14 protein-coding genes and 1 pseudogene are annotated in these 18022 nt (G+C 52.0%); 6 read left to right on the top strand and 9 right to left on the bottom strand.

What is annotated here, in order from left to right; translation table 11 throughout:
* Positions 1 to 106: 106 nt before the first annotated feature.
* From dnaK to nhaD, 5 genes are all read right to left on the bottom strand, one after another.
* The gene (gene dnaK / locus PCAR_RS01110; protein WP_011339759.1) at positions 107 to 2011 is read right to left on the bottom strand and encodes a molecular chaperone DnaK; all 1905 of its coding nucleotides are present in this window, start codon (positions 2009 to 2011) and stop codon (positions 107 to 109) included.
* A gap of 55 nt (positions 2012 to 2066) precedes the next feature.
* Positions 2067 to 2663 carry a nucleotide exchange factor GrpE gene (gene grpE, locus PCAR_RS01115; RefSeq protein WP_011339760.1) on the bottom strand — a complete coding sequence of 199 codons (597 nt, stop codon included), beginning with the start codon at positions 2661 to 2663 and terminating at the stop codon, positions 2067 to 2069.
* A gap of 13 nt (positions 2664 to 2676) precedes the next feature.
* Entirely contained in the window at positions 2677 to 3717 is a 1041-nt protein-coding gene (gene hrcA / locus PCAR_RS01120; protein WP_011339761.1) for a heat-inducible transcriptional repressor HrcA, read from the bottom strand.
* Positions 3718 to 3863: 146 nt separating this feature from the next.
* A complete protein-coding gene (gene hemW, locus PCAR_RS01125) occupies positions 3864 to 5045 on the bottom strand; it encodes a radical SAM family heme chaperone HemW (protein ID WP_011339762.1) in 1182 nt (393 codons plus the stop codon).
* A gap of 14 nt (positions 5046 to 5059) precedes the next feature.
* Positions 5060 to 6442 (bottom strand): sodium:proton antiporter NhaD, encoded by a 1383-nt coding sequence (gene nhaD / locus PCAR_RS01130; RefSeq protein ID WP_011339763.1) that lies wholly within the window; start codon positions 6440 to 6442, stop codon positions 5060 to 5062.
* Between the two features lie 261 nt (positions 6443 to 6703).
* Between nhaD and PCAR_RS01135 the strand changes: the two genes are divergently transcribed.
* The gene (locus tag PCAR_RS01135; RefSeq protein ID WP_011339764.1) at positions 6704 to 7516 is read left to right on the top strand and encodes a carbon-nitrogen family hydrolase; all 813 of its coding nucleotides are present in this window, start codon (positions 6704 to 6706) and stop codon (positions 7514 to 7516) included.
* Positions 7517 to 7552: 36 nt separating this feature from the next.
* Here the strand turns inward: PCAR_RS01135 and PCAR_RS01140 are convergent, their stop codons facing one another.
* Entirely contained in the window at positions 7553 to 8014 is a 462-nt protein-coding gene (locus PCAR_RS01140) for a hypothetical protein (RefSeq protein WP_011339765.1), read from the bottom strand.
* A gap of 243 nt (positions 8015 to 8257) precedes the next feature.
* Between PCAR_RS01140 and trxB the strand changes: the two genes are divergently transcribed.
* From trxB to PCAR_RS18210, 4 genes are all read left to right on the top strand, one after another.
* The gene (gene trxB / locus PCAR_RS01145; RefSeq protein ID WP_011339766.1) at positions 8258 to 9184 is read left to right on the top strand and encodes a thioredoxin-disulfide reductase; all 927 of its coding nucleotides are present in this window, start codon (positions 8258 to 8260) and stop codon (positions 9182 to 9184) included.
* 89 nt (positions 9185 to 9273) lie between these two features.
* Complete coding sequence (locus PCAR_RS01150; RefSeq protein ID WP_052643288.1) at positions 9274 to 10215, top strand: YifB family Mg chelatase-like AAA ATPase; 942 nt, start codon at positions 9274 to 9276, stop codon at positions 10213 to 10215.
* Positions 10212 to 11987, top strand: a complete 1776-nt coding sequence (locus PCAR_RS01155; RefSeq protein WP_011339767.1) for a hypothetical protein — start codon at positions 10212 to 10214, stop codon at positions 11985 to 11987. Before PCAR_RS01150 ends, PCAR_RS01155 begins: the two co-directional genes overlap by 4 nt.
* Before the next feature lie 604 nt (positions 11988 to 12591).
* Positions 12592 to 12762 carry a DUF3606 domain-containing protein gene (locus tag PCAR_RS18210; RefSeq protein ID WP_011339770.1) on the top strand — a complete coding sequence of 57 codons (171 nt, stop codon included), beginning with the start codon at positions 12592 to 12594 and terminating at the stop codon, positions 12760 to 12762.
* Positions 12763 to 13000: 238 nt separating this feature from the next.
* On the opposite strand, the gene PCAR_RS18955 is transcribed toward PCAR_RS18210, so the two are convergent.
* A complete protein-coding gene (locus PCAR_RS18955) occupies positions 13001 to 13273 on the bottom strand; it encodes a hypothetical protein (protein ID WP_041531199.1) in 273 nt (90 codons plus the stop codon).
* Between the two features lie 129 nt (positions 13274 to 13402).
* Here PCAR_RS18955 and PCAR_RS01165 point away from each other — a divergent pair, with 129 nt between their 5' ends.
* Positions 13403 to 14530, top strand: a complete 1128-nt coding sequence (locus PCAR_RS01165; protein ID WP_011339771.1) for an SH3 domain-containing protein — start codon at positions 13403 to 13405, stop codon at positions 14528 to 14530.
* 36 nt (positions 14531 to 14566) lie between these two features.
* Here PCAR_RS01165 and PCAR_RS01170 read toward each other — a convergent pair whose 3' ends face one another.
* Positions 14567 to 16162, bottom strand: coding sequence for a competence protein CoiA family protein (locus PCAR_RS01170; protein ID WP_011339772.1), 1596 nt, complete (start codon positions 16160 to 16162; stop codon positions 14567 to 14569).
* A 796-nt stretch (positions 16163 to 16958) separates the two neighbouring features.
* A pseudogene (locus PCAR_RS01175) lies at positions 16959 to 17930 on the bottom strand (IS481 family transposase); the annotation flags it as partial.
* Between the last annotated feature and the right edge of the window lie 92 nt (positions 17931 to 18022).

An 18022-nucleotide genomic window follows, 5' to 3' on the forward strand; every position in this document is an offset into this window, starting at 1 on the left:
TCCCGCCGGGTGCAGGGGGGGGCGGAGGCCCGGCCGGAGAAAATCCGAACAGCAACAGGAGCCGAGGGATTCCCCGGCTCCTGTCATGCTGCAGATGGTTGGAAGTTTACTTGTTCTGTTCGTCGACTTCCTCGAATTCCGCATCGACCACGCCTTCGTCGCCGGCGCTCTGCTCGCCAGCTTCGGAAGCGGCTTCCGCCCCTTCCTGGGTCTGCTTGTAGACCGCTTCGGCGAGTTTGTGCGAAGCCGTGGCCAGGGCTTCGCTTTTCTGGCGGATGTCTTCGGGGTCGTCACCTTCCATGGCGGCTTTAAGAGCATCCAAAGCCGTCTGGATATTGTTGCGAGTCTCCTCGTCGATTTTATCGCCGTGCTCCTTGAGGGATTTTTCGGTGGAGTACGCCAGCCCGTCAGCCTGGTTACGGGCTTCGATGATCTCGCGTTTTTTCTTGTCCTCGGAGGAGTGGGCTTCGGCGTCCTTGACCATTTTATCGATTTCCTCGTCGCTCAGGCCGGAGGAAGCCGTAATGCGGATCGACTGCTCTTTGCCGGTGCCGAGATCCTTGGCCGAGACATGCAGAATGCCGTTGGCGTCGATGTCGAAGGTAACCTCGACCTGGGGCACGCCGCGCGGTGCCGGCGGAATGCCGACCAGCTCGAAGCGGCCGATGGTCTTGTTGTCGCCGGCCATTTCGCGTTCACCCTGCAGCACGTGAACCGATACCGCCGGCTGATTGTCGGCCGCGGTGGAGAAAATCTGGCTCTTCTTGCAGGGGATGGTGGTGTTTTTCTCGATAAGCTTGGTCATGATGCTGCCGAGGGTTTCGATGCCGAGGGACAGCGGCGTAACGTCCAGCAGCAGAACATCCTTGACTTCACCTTTCAGAACACCACCCTGGATGGCGGCGCCGATGGCGACGACTTCGTCCGGGTTGACGCCTTTGTTCGGAGTTTTGCCGAAAATCTCCTGAACTTTGGCCTGCACCGCGGGCATCCGGGTCATGCCGCCAACCAGCAGCACTTCGTCAACATCGGAAGCAGACAGACCGGCGTCTTTCAGCGCCATGCGGCAGGGTTCGACCAGTTTGGCCAGCAGGCTGGAGCAGATGCTCTCGAGCTTGGAGCGGGTCAGGCGCAGGTTGAGATGTTTGGGGCCGGACTGGTCAGCGGTAATGAAGGGCAGATTGATGTCCGTCTCCATGGAGGTGGACAGTTCGCACTTGGCTTTTTCACAGGCTTCCTTGAGCCGCTGCAGCGCCATCTTGTCGTTGCGCAGGTCGATGCCCTGCTCCTTTTTGAACTCGTCGGCAACGTAGTCCATGATGTGCTGGTCGAAGTCCTCGCCGCCCAGGAAGGTGTCGCCGTTGGTCGATTTTACTTCGAAGACACCGTCACCCAGTTCCAGGATGGAGATATCGAAGGTACCGCCGCCGAGGTCGAAAACGGCAATTTTTTCTTCGCTCTTCTTATCGAGACCGTAGGCCAGGGAGGCTGCGGTAGGCTCGTTGATGATGCGCAAAACGTTCAGTCCGGAGATCTTGCCGGCGTCCTTGGTGGCCTGGCGCTGGGAATCGTTGAAGTAGGCCGGTACGGTGATAACCGCGTCGGTAACTTTTTCGCCCAGGTAGTCTTCGGCGGTCTGCTTCATTTTCTGCAGGATCATCGCGGAGATTTCCGGCGGGCTGTATTTCTTGTCGCGGACGTCCACCCAGGCATCGCCGTTGTCGGCCTTGACGATTTCGAAGGGGCTGATCTGAATGTCGCGGCGCACGGCATCGCTGTCGAACTTGCGGCCGATAAGGCGCTTGATGGCAAACAGGGTGTTTTCCGGATTGGTGACAGCCTGGCGCTTGGCCTGCTGACCGACCAGGCGTTCGCCGTTTTCGGTAAAGGCCACCATCGAGGGTGTGGTGCGGGAGCCTTCAGCATTGGCGATAACGACGGGTTCGCCGCCTTCCATGACAGCCACGCAGGAGTTGGTGGTGCCGAGGTCGATTCCGATAACTTTTCCCATGAGTATATATCCTCCTTTAAATTCGAACTTAGTTTTGTGGGTGTAACAGTCAGGGTTATTCAGTAGCTGCGGGGGCTTTGGAAATCATCACCATCGCCGGGCGCAGCAAACGATCGTTGAGTACGTAACCTTTTTGCATTTCCTGCATGACGGTGTTGGGCGGATGCTCGGCGCTTTCCATCTGGCCCATGGCTTCATGCCAGGTGGGGTCGAAGGGTTCGCCCACGGCCACCACCGGAGTCACGCCGAACTTTTCCAGCAGTTTCTGGCACTGGGAGAGGGTCATTTCGACCCCTTCGAGCAGGCCTTTGACCGTTTCGTCCGTCTGGCGTGCGTGTTCGATGGCGCGTTCGAGATTGTCCACCACGGTCAGGATCTCGCGCAGCAGATTCTCGTTGGCAAAGCGGACCAGATCTTCCTTTTCCCGCTGCATGCGTTTGCGGAAATTTTCCAGTTCGGCACGCTCGCGCAGGTACAGATCCCAGTTTTTCTGTTTTTCTTCCTGCGCGGCAGCAAGCTCCTGCTCCAGGGCCGCAACGGGGTCCGTCTCTTCTTCTGTTTCTGCTGCAACCTCTTCCGGTGTTTCGGCGGCCGGCTGCTCTTCTTCCAGGCCCTGCTTCACATCGGTTGCCTGTTCTTTCTGTTCTGCCACGATAGTCCTTCTCCTATTCGTCTTCGCTGTCAAGGATGCTTGCGACCAGGCCGGCGGTGAAGTCCACCAACGGAATGACCGTTGAGTAGGGCATGCGGGTCGGGCCTATGATACCCAGGGTACCGGTGGCGCCCCAGCGGCTGGAAAACGAGGCCGTAACCAGGCTGCATCCTTCGATATCGCTGTAATGGTCCGGGCTGCCGATATAGATCTGCACCCCTTCGGTCAACTGGCTTTTATGCAGAAGATCGACCAGCAGATTTTTCTGGTCAAAGGTCCGCATCAATCGTTTCATGCGATTCAGATCGTTGAATTCGGGCTGGTCGAGGATGTTGGAAGCGCCCTCGATAAAGATCTGACCGCCCAGGTCGTCTTCCAGGGCCAGACTGGAGAGCTGCAGGGTGCGCCGCAGCAAGGTGTCGTAGATGGCTTTTTCTTCGGCCATATGCGCTACGATATGCTGCTTGATTTCCTGAATGGCAAGCCCGGAAAAGTTCTGGTTGAGATAATTGGTCGCTTCCTGCAACTCGGTTTCGGAAAGCGGAACGTCCGATTCGATGATCTTATGTTCGACAATGCCGGTCTGACTGACGAACACCACCAGTATGCGGCGGGCCGAAAGACGCACGAAATCGATGCGACGGCAGATCGTCGATGTCAGGTGGGGCACCATCACTACCCCGGTATAGCTGGAGGTGTCCGACAGAATGCGTCCGGCTTCGCGCAGCAATTCTTCCATGCGCAGGCCGCGATGACTGTAGTGGTCGCGGATCGATTGACGCTTTCTGGGGGACAACTGCTTGATACGCAGCAGGCTGTCCAGATAGAAACGGTAGCCCTTTTCGGTAGGGACGCGCCCGGCCGAGGTGTGAGGGGACTCCAGGTAGCCCATTTCTTCCAGGTCGGCCATGACGTTGCGGACTGTTGCCGGAGACAGGGCGATGTTGTGGCGCCGCGTAAGGGCGCGTGAACCGACCGGTTCCCCCGACAGGATGTAGTCCTCGATAATGGCTTCAAGTATCTGGCGACAGCGTTCGCTCAACTCTTCATTCATCGCGAGACTCAATCGTAAAACAAGCCGGGACATCCGGCTTGAGAGGCGTTAGCACTCTAGCTTATTGAGTGCTAACGGAAGACAACATAACAACGGCCCTACCCTTTGTCAAGGGCAAAACCGGGGCAAAAAATGGGCTCAATCGCCTATAGGAAATCGGTGATGAAATGGTCGAAAAGCAACCATCCTTCCAGGTCCAGGCACCAGTGACCGTCTTGCAGGCTCAAGTGCTTGCCGCACCGTTTTATGGCCTGTTCGAAGACTTCTGCGAAGGTCGTCCCGAAACGATGGGAAAAAGCGGCGTCATTCACGCCTTCGGCGCAGCGCAGACCGAGATAGGCGGTTTCCGCCATGGCCTCTTCGCGCTGAAAGGTTTCGAGTACTGTGGAAGGGTCGAGACCGGCGCTCACGGTCTCGACGAAGCGATCGAAATCGGCAGGTACGGCGCGGCGTTCACCCCAGTTGCGGGCGCAGAAGGAGTGCGCCCCCGGACCGACCCCCAGATAAGGCTGGCGGCGCCAGGTGTTGAGATTGTGTCGGCAGTGACGACCGGGCCGGGCGTAATTGGAAATTTCATAATGCTCGTAACCGGCTTCGGCAAGACGGGCGTGCAGGCGCAGGAAGGTGTCGGCATAGGCCTGCTCGGTTGCCGGCCGTAACCGGCCGTCTTCCAGGGCCTGGGCCAACGGCGTGCCGGGCTCGATGCCGAGACCGTAGCAGGACAGATGCTGCGGTTCGAGTCGCAGCATGTTCTCGAGATCCTCCAGGGCCGCCTGTGACGATTGATCGGGCAGGGCAAAGATCAGGTCGCAGCTAAGGTTGTCGAACCCGGCCTTGCGTGCCCAGTGCACAGCGCTGTGTGCGTCGGCGGCGGTATGGATACGTCCCAGGCGTTGCAGATAGGCGTCGTCGAGGGATTGCACTCCGAAGGACAGTCTGTTGATGCCGGCCGCGCGGTAACCGCTGAGACTGTCCAGGGTCACGGTGCCGGGATTGGCCTCCAGAGATATTTCGGCCTCGGCGGACAGACCGAACAAACGGTCGGCTTCATTGAGGATCCGGCCGATGGCGTCCGGCGATAACAGGGAGGGGGTGCCGCCGCCGAAAAAAACCGTCGATAAGCGCCCTTGCCAGCGATGGCTGCGTTTTTCGATCTCCAACTGGGCGATAAGCAGGTCGGGGTAGGCGGTCAGCAGGCCTGGTTCGGCCGGGAGCGAAAAGAAGTCGCAGTAAGGGCACTTGCGCAGGCAAAAAGGGATGTGCAGATAAAGCCCCGGTCCTTCAAGGGACCGGGGCGCGACAATGCGGGGGTGACGGGCCGGTTGCACAGGGCGCGACCGGCTTACATGTGGTGAACGTTGACCCACAGGTGTACAAGGATGCTGGCGGCATAGCCGAGGGCTACCGCCCAGGTCCATTTAAGGTGTTGACCGAAAGTGTAAACGCCGCGTGCGCTGCCCATCAGGGCCACGCCGGCCGCCGAACCGATGGACAGCAGGCTGCCGCCGACCCCGGCGGTCAGAGTCACCAGCAGCCATTGGCCGTGGGACATCTGCGGATCCATGGTCAATACCGCGAACATCACCGGGATATTGTCGACGATGGCCGACAGGATCCCCACCAGGATGTTGGCGGTGGTGGCGCCGAGGTCGAGATACATGAAGTTGGAGGCTACGGCCAGATAACCGAACTGGCCCAGGCCGCCGACGCACAGGATGACACCGTAAAAGAACAACAGGGTATCCCACTCGGCCTTGGCGATCTTGCGGAACAGATCGAAGCCGGGCTGGCCGTTGGTGCCGGTGATATCCAGCGGACCGCCGCCGGCATTCAGACGGTGCTCTTTGATCTTGATGTAGTAAGAGAAAAACGACAGATACCCCAGACCCAGCATCATGCCCACTGCCGGAGGCAGGTGCAGGAAGTTGTGAAAAGATACGGCCGTAACGATGGTCAGCAGGAACAGTATAATGATACGCCGCGCGCCGAATTTCATCCGCATGGCCTGGTCGAGGGCTTCGGGCTGCTCTTTTTTAATCGCCAGGCTCATGATGATGGCCGGAATCAGCCAGTTGATCAGGGACGGCAGGAAGATAGCGAAAAACTCGATGAAATCGACCTTGCCTTTTTGCCAGACCATCAGGGTGGTGATGTCGCCGAAAGGAGAGAAGGCCCCGCCGGCATTGGCCGCAACCACGATGTTGATGCAGGCCAGGCTGATGAAACGGCGGTTGGCGCCGCCCACGGTCATGGCCACGGTTCCCATCAGCAAAGCGGTGGTCAGGTTGTCGGCGACCGGCGAGATGAGAAACGACAGCAGACCGGTCAGCCAGAACACGGTGCGCAGGGTAAACCCGCGCGAGACCAGCCAGGCACGCAACGAGCGAAACACGTTGCGCTCTTCCATGGCGTTGATATAGGTCATGGCCGCCAGCAAAAACAGGAACAGCTCGGCGTATTCGACCAGGTTGCCCAGGATAGCGTGGTGGGCCGCTTCGGGCTGGCCGATGTGATGATAGGCCAAAGCTACCAGAATCCAGATGATCCCGGCGGCCAGAATGACCGGTTTGCTTTTACGCAGGTGCAGTTTCTCTTCGAAAATCACCAGGACATAAGCGGCGACAAACAACACCAGGCCGATAAGGCCGTAGGGGGTTTCGGTCAGATTGGCAACGGCTTCTTCGCTGCTGGCTGCAGCAGGGAGGGCGGTCATCCCGACCAGCATCAAAGTCCCCATCAGGGCGAATAGCTTTTTCACTTGGTTACATCTCCGTAAAGAAAATTGGCAGTCGATATCGTTCCCCATACAAGAAAGACGCCATTAATAAATCAGATGGCAAACCTGTATCTTTTCCCATTTTCCCCTCCGGAGTCAAGGGGATAACAAGGCCACAGCGAATCTGCGGACTTGCTTCGTAGCGCCGCGCTCCCGTAATATGGTCTGTCGGAGGGTTGTTTTGGCTATAAAAAGGAGCGGAGGGTGTTGATGTCGGATAAAACGGGGGAAGCAACGCAGCAACTGACAGCAGGGTGTTTGCAGTTCAATATCGCCATGGGGGATGTTGAGGGCAACCTGCAGAAAGTTCGGGACGGCCTCCAGGCCCTGGCCCGGCAGGGGGGGCGGTTGGCGGTGTTGCCGGAGATGTGGAGCTGCGGTTTTGATTACCGCAATCTGGCGACACTGGCCGCGCATACCCCGCAGGTGGTAGAGACCGTAGCCGCATTATCCGCCCGGCACGACATGGTCGTCATCGGCAGCCTGCCGGAGCTTGACGGCGACGCTCTCTACAACACCTCCTACCTGGTCGATCGCGGCGTCGTCAGAGGCCGTTATCGCAAGCTGCACCTCTTTTCCCCCATGCGCGAGGATAGATATTTACAGGCCGGCAGCAAAACCCTGGTGGCCGACACCTCAGTCGGCCGCATCGGGCTGGCGATCTGTTACGATCTGCGCTTTCCCGAATTGTTCCGCCGCCTGACCCTGGACGGAGCCGATGTGATCTGCCTGTCCGCGCAGTGGCCCAAACCGCGTCGGGATCACTGGTGCGTTCTGACCAGGGCGCGGGCTATCGAAAACCAGGTTTTTGTGTTGGCGGCAAATTGTTGCGGCGTGCAGGGCAAACTCGACTTTTTCGGCTCCAGCATGATTCTTTCGCCGCGCGGCGAGGTGCTGGCCGAGGCCAAGGACCAACCCTGTGAAGTGCTGGCGACGCTGGACAAACAGGCGCAGCGCGACTATCGGGCGGCCATCCCCGCCTGGCATGACCGGCGGCCGGACGTTTATGGCGTGTTGACCTGATCGCAGGATGCCCGGTTTGTTCTGTGGCCTGTGCAGTTAATCTTTCAGCGGTTGGGCGTTGTCGCGCAAGGCCGGGGGGATGTCCTCAAGGCGATCAGCGAATTGCAGATCGCCGTCGGTATCGACGTAAAGGTATTGCTGTGCCGCCGGCTGGGCAGCGGCCTGTTTTACACCGGGCTGCGGTGTGACGGTCCTGACCGGTTTTTTTGCCGGTTTTTTGGCGGGTGTCGGGATCGGCCTGGCAACGGGAGCGGTGACATCCCTGTCGATAACCGCTTCGATAGTCAGCGGCGGTTGCGGTTTCCTGCCAAGCAGGCGGCTGCGGAATTCACGGTAGCTGCTCTGCAGTTCCTGCAGTACCGGAGTGGTCGGTTGCAGGCGCAGCGCCAGTTGGTCCAGGGTCAGCAACAGCGCCAGGAAGCACAGGCTCCACAGCAACGCTTTCAAAAAGGCATGAGACTTTGCAGCGGTTTTTTTCTGAGTTTTTTTTCGGGCCATGGATGCGAGTCTGCTCTTTTGAATTAATGGGGAAAATCAGCGGGCGATGCTGTTATCTTAGCCCCGCTTGGTCGGCAAGGCAAGGTCTCAGGTTGTTTCGGTGCTGTGTGCCGGGAGCAAGCGTTCCCTTTTTGTCCGGTGCGTGCTATATAGAGATGTTTGCAGGCAGGAAGCAAGCCACGTCTCCGGGGCTGAGAGCGGCGGCGGGGTTGCCCATAAAGATTCCATCGAGGGAGTGAAACGATGCAGGATACCTTGTTTGATGTGTTGATTATCGGCGGCGGACCGGCCGGACTCACCGCGGGACTTTATACCTCCCGCGCCGACCTTAAAACCGTGCTGGTCGAAAGCATGATGGTCGGTGGCCAGGTTATCACCACCACCAAGATAGAGAACTACCCCGGGTTTCCCGGCGGGGTCGACGGCCCCGAATTGATGCAGCGTTTTCACGAACACTGTCAGGAATACGGCCTGCAGATCATGCAGGGCGAAGTGCAGCAACTGAATGACAAAGGCGAGGTCAAGGAGGTGGTGGTCGACGGCAAGGCGATCAAGGCCCGCACCGTTATCGTGGCTACCGGCGCCGAACCGCGCAAACTCGGTATCCCCGGCGAAAAGGAACTGGTCGGGCGCGGGGTCTCCTACTGCGCCACCTGCGACGGGGCTTTTTTCCGCAACGTACCGGTGGCGGTGGTCGGCGGCGGCGACACGGCTGCTGAGGAGGCGCTGTTTTTGAGCCGTTTCGCCTCCAAGGTCTATCTGGTGCACCGCCGCGATGCCCTGCGCGCGACCCGCATCCTGCAGGAGCGCATCTTCGCCAACGATAAGATCGAAGTGGTCTGGGACAGCGTTCCCGAGCAGGTGCTGAGCGACAATCGCGGCGTTAACGGGCTGGAAATCAAGAACAAGGTCAGCGGCGACAAGAGCGTGCTTGAACTCGAAGGGGTGTTTTTCGCCATCGGGGTCATTCCCAAGGCCAACTTCCTCGCCGAGATCCTCGATCTCAACCCGGAAGGTTACATCTTGACCGATGCGGAGTGCCGTACTTCCATGCCCGGTGTGTTTGCCGCCGGCGACGTGCGCAGCAAGTCGCTTAAGCAGATTGCCACCGCCGTCGGTGATGGAGCCGTTGCCGCCATCGCCGCGGAAAAATACCTCGACGAACAGTAAATAAGTTCCGAGTGCTCGGCAGGAGCATTTAGGTTGTACTTGCCGGTTGCGGTCGGGATCCGACTTCAACAGCCGTCCAAGGAGTAACCATGCTTGCCAAGGTTCTATCCGGCGCCCTGCTCGGTATCGACGCCTACCCGGTCGAGGTGGAGGTCGATATCAGCCAGGGGCTGCCGCAGTTCGCCACCGTCGGTCTGCCCGAGGGGGCGGTCAAGGAGAGTAAAGACCGGGTTAAATCGGCCATCAAGAATTCGGGCTACGAATTCCCGGTGCGTCGCATCACCATCAATCTGGCCCCGGCCGGCATCAAGAAGGACGGGGCCGCTTTCGATCTGCCCATGGCCATCGGTATTCTGACCGCCACCGGGGTGATCAGGCAGCGCCGCGATGCGCCACTGGCCTTTCTGGGCGAGTTGTCCCTGGACGGGCGCATCAAACCGGTGCGCGGCGCCCTGCCGGTGGCGGTGGCGGCGCGAAACTGGCCGGTGGCCGGTCTGGTGCTGCCGGAGGAAAACGCCCGCGAAGGCTCCATCGTTGACGGCGTGCCGGTCTACGGGGTGCGCGACCTGGGGCAACTGGTCGATTTTCTCAACGGAGAGCAGGATCTCGAACCCTGCCGGGTCGATGTCGATGCGCTGTTTGAGCGTGCTGCCACCCCCGACTTCGATTTCGCCGAGGTGCGCGGCCAGGAACACGTCAAGCGTGCCATGGAAGTGGCGGCGGCCGGACAACATAATCTATTGATGATCGGCCCGCCGGGCAGCGGTAAAACCATGCTGGCGCGGCGTCTGCCGTCGATTCTGTCGGCGCAGAGCTTCGACGAAGCGCTGGAAACCACCAAGATCCACTCCATCATGGGTATGCTGCCGGGGCAAGACGCGCTGGTCGCCTGCCGTCCCTTTCGCAGCCCCCACCACACCATCTCCGACGCCGGTCTGATCGGCGGCGGTGTCAATTTCAGAAGTTCTTGCGAATATGCAGAAGTCAATGCGAATATGCAGAAGTGCTTGCGAACGAGTGACCTTTTATGAGCATTCAGAAAGTGGTCATAAAAGAATTTCCCAAGGACGGACGCCCATGGCGCGTTGACTGGTTCGGTGAAGTCCATCTGAACCCTAACATATCCGATGAGCCGCAGATTGAACTTTTGATTAGTCCATTCATCGGCAAACCGAGTGATGCTGGGTCAACAAGGGCGGTCAACCACCATCAGCAAAGAATTATTCGTGTCGGTGTTGGGCAACTCCCCCTGATACACATCGGTTCTATCTGGGAAAATGGCAAAAAACTCCCCAGACACCTATTTACCTACACCTCAAATACCTTTTCGAATCTTGTTGTTTCCCCAAACAGCCTCCGACTAATCAAGACATCTCACCAGGACGATGGCGAATTCCTTTTGCCCTTCAAATTCCATCCTTTCGGCAAAGGAGTTTCAGGCATCAATGGAAGGTGTGTCACCATTTCTCATAAGAATGACCCTTTCCATGTAATAGTGCCTTGTACTGAAATCATTCGATTTTATTTTAGCCAGACCACTAAGCTTGCTCGGGCTCTTCTCAATGGAGAAATCAGCTCCTCTACTGAAAGTCTCTATGACTCCGAGAAAAGCTCCCTTCATAAGGATGGAACATGTGTCCTTCACATTGGAATGAGGTTTGACGATGAAGATGCCTGGGTTGCTGCTCGATTGGCCTTCTCGGAGATTGCAAACAAAATAGCGAGAGGGATTCATGGCTCTATTATAAAAAACTCTTTGAATAATGAATCCGGAGCCCCCGAAGCCTATCCGCCTTTTTATGGGGAAACAAACCTTCAGACCTATGGAAAATGGATTCAATCCGGAGACAAATGGAGGTTTCTGGTTTTCTGGATCAACTCCTGTTCCGCTCCTTTTCCTTACAATGAACTATGTTGCATTCGCAAAAACTGTGGTCTGAAACCGCTATGGGATGATAACGACAGGAAGTCTTCGGGTTGGTCAGGAAGGCCATTGCTAACGGGTAAGGGTCCAGATGAATATTCGCTTGGCGATGATACCCCCCCTGATAGAAAAGAACCCCGGGTGAATCTTTATCTTCCCGAAAACCGGTTTACCCACCTTATTGGAAAGGCGCTTATCAAACCCGAAAAACTACGAAGTGAATATAAAGCGGGAGGCCAAAAACCCTGCTTTGCCGAGAAACAAAACGATGAATGCTCTACAGGTGGCCTCCAGATAGCTGACTCGAACACGGGTGGCCTAGAAATTAAACCTGGGCCTATCTCTCTGGATTCATCACACTCGTCGGAGTGGCTAAATTTATCGGCAACTTTCCCAAATTTTCTACATGGGCTAAAAGCCCTCGAACATCGAGGTGCATTCCAAGTAAAAGTTATTCCCGGCAGCAACAAAACAATTCAATCGAATAGCGGTCCTATCTCATTTTTCCCGATAAGAAACCAGAAAGGTTATCTTAAGTGGAGCTATATACACTTAAAAAATAGAGAATATAGGGAGAGAAGAAAAGCTATTGTGGGCAGGATTGATTATGCTGGCTATATTTTTTATCTAATGGAATCTCAGCAAAGGGAGTCTGAGCACTATACCATGTTTATGGTCTATCGATATGATTTTGGAGATCTGAAAACTGGTATTTTTGAAGCTATATTAGCCTGCTGCGCTCAAAACAAGGGGAAATGGCTCAAGGATGACGAATTTCCGGAATACGGTCGAGAGAAAGTTAAGCACATGTGGCGATCTTACGAAGAGTTTGCCGCTAAAATAAATGACATTATTAATCGTATTATTGGCGGGCAGTAGATGTAGAATACCTGCCAAGGAAGAACTTTATCAAGTTATTTGACTGAAAGATGGGATAAAGCCACATTCTATTTTATTAATCGATCCAGTGGTCTGACTATTCAATTATCCAAGGCAATTTTCCCCCTTTTTCTTCAACTGACCCTCAAAAAGAAACTTTGGAGTTTTAAACTCTGGCGATTCTGATGCCGGCCGAACATGATATCAGGTTATTTTTCATTGAAACACTTCACAAAAATAGGGTTTTTCAAGAATTTTCTTGCAAACGCGAAATGGTGGAGTAGGATACGAATTGACCACATCATCTTGTGGCAAAAAAAAGCAGAGCCCAAGGTTTAGGGGACCAAGGGCTCTGCATTGATAGTCGGGAGGGCCCGACCTTTCTGCAAAAAGGTAAGTGTATAAACACTTATACCGAATCCCTCCCGGCCGTCAAGATATAATCGGCGAAAGGGAGGGCCTGCCTATGTAGACTCCATACGACCTGCTTGTATTCATCTTGGTACAAAAATCTTTGGTCCACACTGCCGAGTCGGGGACCAGTAATCTAATAAGAGTTGGGAGTCTTGACTGGAGCACTCTTATTAAAGAAAGGGATTATCCTATGCCTGATGATTTGACTAAAAAAAGACCTTTGGACAGTAGTCGTATCAATATTCACGAGCCTTACGAGGTAAAATATTGGTCCCAGAAGTTCGGTATCATGCCGAGCAGGCTGAAGGAACTGGTGGCCAAGTATGGGACCAGTGCTGCTGTCATCGCCAAAATGATTTGAAAAGAGTAAAGGGCGGTCCTTTGGGACTGCCCTTTTTAATACTTATCATTGGATTTCATTTAAATATTTATCTGGGGACTAGGATGTGAAAACAGCCATAGGCTTGGGGCTAAAAGATTTGTCGACTCAACAAAATCGCGTTGCTCTGGCAAAACGCTTTGTTAATTTGTTCGCCAAATGGAGATTTTCGCTAACGGAACAGCTCAACCTGCTGGGACTACCTCCTTTCAGGAAGTCATTATTGACAAGGTATCGGCGAGGAATTCCTTTGACCAACATCAGGGACATGCTGGATCGCGGCAGGTAGCTGCTTGCTATTTAAAAAGCCTTGCGGATGTTGTTCCCACACAATCAGAATCTGCGTTATATCTGGATCAAACGGTGCAACCGGGATTTTGGAAATTTTATTCCGCTTGAAGTAATGATGCAGGAGGGGATTGTCGGCATCGCCCAAGTAAGTCGGTGTTTGGACTTGGAGTTGGACCTTTGATTTTACCGCCTTGTGGCTCATGATTTGACACTTTGAAAAGGACCTATTTAGGGTTGGTTTGTAGCCCTAATGAGCCTATGAAACAGAATAGACCTCTATCATCCGCAATGGGTGCGGGATCTAATCATATAAAATTATTTTAGGGGGAAAATGAAAATCCTGAACCTGAAAAATATTTTTGCATTTTTCGTTATGTGCTGTTTGTTTTTTTGTAGCCATTCCTGTTGGTCGGATCAAATCGTTTTAAGTGATCGCGTACAAACCGCTCTTAATGTCAGGGAAAGGCCAACTACTGAAAGCGCTGTCGTGGGAAAGCTTTTACGAAACCAGACAGCGGAATATCTTGATTCGGTTCCCTATTGGTATCATGTCAGGCTCGAGGATGGGGGTACGGGATATGTTAGTAAGGCATGGTCTGAAAAGCTTTCTTTGGAGCAAGAAAGTGGAAAAATCGTGCGAGTTGGGAGTTGGAATATCAAGAAGTTGGGTCACGGTAACCAAAAAGATTATGCGACTGTTGCCAAAATTATCGATGCGAATTTTGATGTTATGGCAGTTGTCGAAGTTATGCAAAAGGGAGGTGGGCACCCAGGCTATGATAAATTAGTTTCGGTTCTAGGCCCCGAATGGAATGGCCTGGTTACTGGTGAGCCCCGACCCAATACTGGGTCTGGCAGCGCCGAATTTTATGCCATCCTTTATCGTCCAGCATTGGTCAGAACCTGTTCTGGATGGGGTAGCTTGGCATTTTTCCCGGACAACGACGGAAGTGGCCAGGACTTAGTTCCAGATATTTTTTCCAGGGAACCGGCGTTCGGATGTTTTGAAGTGCCAAATACTGACGGCACGGTTGGATTCGATTTTTTGCTGGCCGGGTATCACGCAAGATGGTCGCAAGGTGACAAAGAACAGATCAAAACGGAGGTAGCGAGGCTGAAGGAGGTTTTTCAGGCGATGAAGGAAAGCAGACCGGAGGAGGCTGACCTGATCATCGCCGGTGATTTCAACCTCGTCCCGTCGGAGATCAAGGAAGCGTTGCATTTCGTTCCGGATACTGTTGCCAGTGGGTCTACGCTGAACAGCAGTGGGGCAATCACCCAGAACGTGTACGACCATGTTCTTATCCACAGCATATTAGCAACTCAGGAAATGATTGGTCATCCCACTGTCATAGATGTCATTTCTTCTGCCTCAGACGGGCACGAATTCTACACCCAGGTTAGTGATCATTTGCCTGTGATGGCACGCTTCAAAACCTTCGGGCCAGACGATGATTGAAATATTTAGAACTTCAATATTGGTTTCAACATCTGATTAAATAAATTGTCGATCTGCTCTCCCTATTTTGGGTAGGAAGTGAGATAAATTAAGTTTAGCTTCAATAAGTTCTTTTATGTCGCTTTCGTCTGGTAACCCTTTGATCTCAATTGAAGAGATTCCACGGTAATTATTGGAATTAACTCCAGTATTGAACTTCACATGAAAATCATTAATAAATATTTCAAGCAATTTAAATAATTGCATCTCAGGGTTAATTACAACATACCCCTGATCATCATCTATATATTCTTTGGCTATCAAAATCCACTTACCTTTATTTTTCCACTTTTTAAGCTCAAAATCTATTATGTCTTCTTTTGGATATTCATATTCACTATGGTCTCCAATGATAATGTCTTGGGTTTTTATTTCACCCTTGAGAGCATTTGGAATATACAGCCTTAGTCCAACCAATTGCTTCCTTGAACTCGATCGGCTCTCTCTTAAAAGGGGCTTACAGTAGCCAACTGAGATCAAGAAGAGGACAATGTTAGCGTAGCAGTCATATGGGGAGAGGATGTTGTACTGGCTGTTGATTCTTATATTTTTGAACTTTCCTTTGTCAATCAGTTGTACCTTTTTTGCGACTTCCCCTTTCCCAATAAATCGAAGATTTAAATGGTTGTGGTATTTTTGAGTGGAAAATCTTTGCGTTAAACAATTTGTAAGTTTAAGAGAAAACCCTACTGGTAGATCTCGAATATCGAAACATATAGACTTTTGAGCTTCTTCTTTTTTTTGATTTGCAATTTCTCCGATTATTTTCTCTTTTAGAGATTTTGTTTTTTCCTTTAACCTCTTATCAATATATTCATTTTCAATATTGTTCCTTAAGGTTTTCTCTATTTTTATCATTCTTTTTTCAACAATTTCCTGAACAATCCTATCTTCAATTCGTTCTTTTGATATTTCAAACAACTGATTTTCAAAAATTGATTGAAACTTTGAAAAAACCAATTCATCATTAAGCGCTTTTTCGATTTTGTTAAATCTATTTAGAGAAAAAACGTAACCTTCAAATGGGTCGGAAGCTACTTGTGGGATGAGTTCAACGAAACCAATATCGTCAGCAATAAAATGAGATATCTTCTCCTCTTCAAGTCCATGAGATACAAAAACCTCCCAAGCAAAGAGTTGTTTTTTGTCCTTAGTCTTCCTAACAGAAAGTATATCTGGTCGGAAACAATCAATGTTTTTTTCAATCTCATGTTGGCAGTTTGTATTTTGAAATACTGATTTTGATGAAATGGAAAAGGAATTAATTCCAAGGGCAGTGAGAAGTTCTATTGAGGCGACCGAATCTATCTTTGATGTGTCTACATATATCTTAAATTCAATGTTCTTTACTAATCGATCATGGATAAAGTGCTTTGCCCCTTCATGTAGAAGGGTTTCCCGAGATATATTGCAGTCATTTTTAGGTTTGTGATAGAAATGCGGTTGTCGTGTACCTGCGCGTTTATATACTCGACCACCACAAAAGGGGCATACGAGATCCTTGTCCTTGAGAACCATGTATGGAGTGTCGGATATGTGTAATATAGAGCCATCCGAAACTACTTTTGCTATCGGTAATAGTACGTCAGACACTTTATCCTCTCTCGGCAACTCTTAAAACGCTCCTTTTTTAACAACTTCATCAATGTAGGAATGTGGACTGCATACCTTAATTATAATCATGATATGGCGCTCGTATTTTGGCGTCTTTTCAAATCACTTAAGAAGTATGAAGCGATCATGCTTGGGATTGTTTTCGGGTTTTTGGTCAAGGTTCCTTCTTAATGCGCTTTTTAACCGTTTCTAGGGTAAGTCATTGTTTCGGTCTGGTTTGTTGTGGAAAAAACAAACGTGGAAGGCTGTATATTTAAGTGACTTGTGTACAACATTCAAGGAGAATGTGTGCAAGATAGATAGAACCACATGGAGGTGCTTTATCTTTAGGGCGAATGTGTTCAGTATCAAAGGCTGCTAAGCTTGGAAATAGCTCAGATGGTTTTCTAATGTGTTTTCCTGAATTACTTTGCAACATTTTGAGCTCTGTAATAGCCTTTCTGCTTCCAAGGTTCTTCATTAGGTTTTCAGTTAATCCACCGCAATTTTCTTTCACTATTGCAACCATAACTGCTATAGGTTCACCGATGCCATAGCTACCATCAATAAAACGTTGCATGCCTTCGGGGCCAGTATATTTCTTTATCCCACTGCTAGTAAGCTTTTTAAATTCGAATATCAGATATATCCTGTCACCATTATAATTATCAAAATAAGTTATATCTTTACGAATACGATTTTGTAGATCTCCTTGGTCATCAATGATAACATCGGCATCTTCATAGGACCACTTTCCTGTAAGTCCAGATTCCGCTTTAAATTTCGTTAAATATCTGTCAGGTCCCGCATGATTCCTGACCTGTTTACGGAAAAGTTTTGGTTTCTTTTTTTGCCAATCCTTCAGAGCTTGTATGGGAGTTTTATGCCCCAACGCTCGCTGAGGAATATGCTGGTTGTATAGATAACCATAACGTAACAATGTCTGCTCCAAATTTTCGGCGGAATCGAACCGGGTTGTTGCCAAAACCTCGCTGATGCGACCGTTGAATCGCTCAACCATCCCGTTGGTCTGAGGGTGGCGTGGAGGAATAAGCCGATGTTCAATACCATGCTGAACGCAGGTTTTGTCGAATACATGATTCCCTGTTGGCTTTCTCTCTCCAGCAGTGGAAAATCGATCCGTGAATGCCTTGTCGTTGTCGGTGAGCAATTTTTTGATCACAAATGGCGCTTTGGCTACCAGGCGATTCAAAAAGCCCTTTGCGGCTTGGGCGGATTTGCTCTTGCACACTTCCAGGTAAACCCAGCGGGTAGCACGGTCGATGCCTACAAACAGGTAACGCCGAGAGGTTTCGTCCGGCATCTGTGGCAAATATTTGATATCGACATGAACGAACCCCGGATCGTAGTTTTTAAATGTTTTGGGCTTGTTGTTGGCCGTTTCCTCTTTCGGGATCAGGTCCGCCAATCGGGATACCCCATGTCGTCGCAAACAACGGTCAAGTCCCGCACGAGAGACGTCAGCATTGACAAATTCCCGAGTGACGACCAGGAGATCATCGAGAGACAACAACAAAGAGCGACGCAACTCGATGACAACAGCTTCCTGGGCTTCGGTCATCGTTGTATTCAGTCGGTGTGCCGTATGAGACCGATCGTGAACATCGTCACGTTTGCGCCAGCGACGTACCGTGTCAATGGATATGCCCAGTTCTTTAGCTAAAGCCTTGTGCGATTTTTCCGACTCTTGGATATATCGTCGGATTTTCGGGGTCGTTGTGGCATTAGCGTGTAACCGTATCGTCATGTCAGACTCCTTTAGATTTCACCGCAGAGAATATCAAAAAGCATATCCCGAGCTAAGAATAACGGGAAGCTTTTTCTGCTAATGGAATCATC

Source organism: Syntrophotalea carbinolica DSM 2380, assembly GCF_000012885.1.
Taxonomy (GTDB): domain Bacteria; phylum Desulfobacterota; class Desulfuromonadia; order Desulfuromonadales; family Syntrophotaleaceae; genus Syntrophotalea; species Syntrophotalea carbinolica.